General features: G+C 60.3%; 1 protein-coding gene. It reads left to right on the top strand.

The window, feature by feature from the left end; all coding sequences use genetic code 11:
• Positions 1-39 precede the first annotated feature (39 nt).
• The gene (locus NW863_RS12950; protein WP_414366854.1) at positions 40-1,377 is read left to right on the top strand and encodes an alkaline phosphatase; all 1,338 of its coding nucleotides are present in this window, start codon (positions 40-42) and stop codon (positions 1,375-1,377) included.
• Positions 1,378-1,676 lie beyond the last annotated feature (299 nt).

The following is a 1,676-nucleotide window of genomic DNA, read 5'->3' as shown; positions in this document are numbered from 1 at the left end:
CTTGACGTTCAGCCTTGAACAAGCAAGGGCAGGTTTACTATGCGTAACCATTCTCTGAGGGCAGCTCTGGCCGCAACGCTGTGCCTACTGTCCTCTTCCCTTTTTTCTAGCCTGGCCCAGGCGGCGCCGAAGCCGACCGGCAACGGGGCGATCTTTTTCCACCCCGATGGCACTTCGGCCTCCCACTGGGACATCACGCGCATTCTCCACTACGGCCCGGATGGCTTCTTGAACTGGGATCGTCTGCCTGTCATCACCACCTATCGTGGCCATCACCTTGACCTATTGGGTGGAACCTCCAACGCCGGGGCGGTGACGCATGCCACAGGCACTCGTGTGCATGGCGCATCTTTTGGCTTGGATCCGGACGGCAAGGAGTATCCCTCGGCCAACGGCACCCTGAACACGATCATGGAAGATGCTGTGGCGGCGGGTTTGGGTACGGCCCTGGTGCAGTCGGGATCCATCATCGAGCCGGGGACGGCTGCTTTTGTTGCTGAAGCTCCCAAGCGCAGCGACTACGAAGAGATCGCCCTGGAAGTGGTGGAGTCGGGGGTAGACATCATCCTGGGGGCCGGTGAGGAATGGCTGTTGCCGGAAGGTGTCCAGGGGCGCTTTGGCCAAGGGAAGCGCAAGGATGGCCGCAACCTCATCGAGGAAGCCAAGAAAAAAGGGTATGCCGTCGTCTACACCCGCGATGAGCTGCTGAAGCTGCCGGCGGATGCCGCCAAGGTTTTGGGGGTGTTCAACGTAGAGGACACCTTCTACGACAAACCTGAAGAAGAGCTGCGCAAAGAAAACTTGCCCAACTACATCGCCAGCGCGCCCACCATTGCCGAGATGACGCAGTTTGCCCTGGAGCGGATCTCCCGCAATCCCAAGGGCTTCTTCGCCGTCATTGAGGAAGAGGGCACCGACAACATGTGCAACAACCTCAATGCTTCCGGCTGCCTGGAGGCCATGAAGCGGGCTGACGATGCCATTGGGGTAATTCTCGACTTCATCGAGAAGAATCCCAAAACCTTCATGATCACCACCAGCGACAGCAACGCCGGCGGGATGCAGTTGGTGGATGTGGAGTCTGCCGATGAGCCGCTGCCCCCCACTGACCCCGAAGAAAGCGGCGCCCCCATCGATGGCGTCGAGGGCACGGGTACGAAGCCATTTGTTTCAGCACCCGACAAGAACGGCAACCGCCGCCCCTTTGCGGTGGCGTGGGCCACTGGAGACGACGCCGGCAGTGGAGTTATCGCCCGCGCGGCGGGTCTGAACGCTCGCGAGCTGGTGCCCACCACCGGGATCCTGAACACCGACATTTACCGCATTCTCTACACAGTTCTCTTCGGGGAGCGCATCCCCAGCGAGCTGAAGCCGTAGTCTCCGGCAGGCCCGTCGTTTGCCCCAAGCTTTTGAGGACTGAAGGGATCCGATGGATCCCTTTTTTTACAGGCATTCCGAATAGCGATGGAACAGCTCGTTATGCCGATCCCCAACTCCCCTCTCCCCCAAGGGGAGAGGGGCTGGGGGTGAGGGAACGTCCTGTTCAGGAAAGAGAGCTAAGAAGGAGTGAAAAGTCTGCCCTGGGCCGGCTGAGAACGCCTCTGCTGCACCGCCTGGTAGCGCCGCTTGAACTCCTGCTGCTGCACCTTGTGATCCACGATGGGATCCGGGTAGCC

The sequence above is a fragment of the Synechococcus sp. B60.1 genome (assembly GCF_047462555.1).
Classification (GTDB): domain Bacteria; phylum Cyanobacteriota; class Cyanobacteriia; order Thermostichales; family Thermostichaceae; genus Thermostichus.
This window is presented reverse-complemented; position numbering and strand designations above follow the sequence as displayed.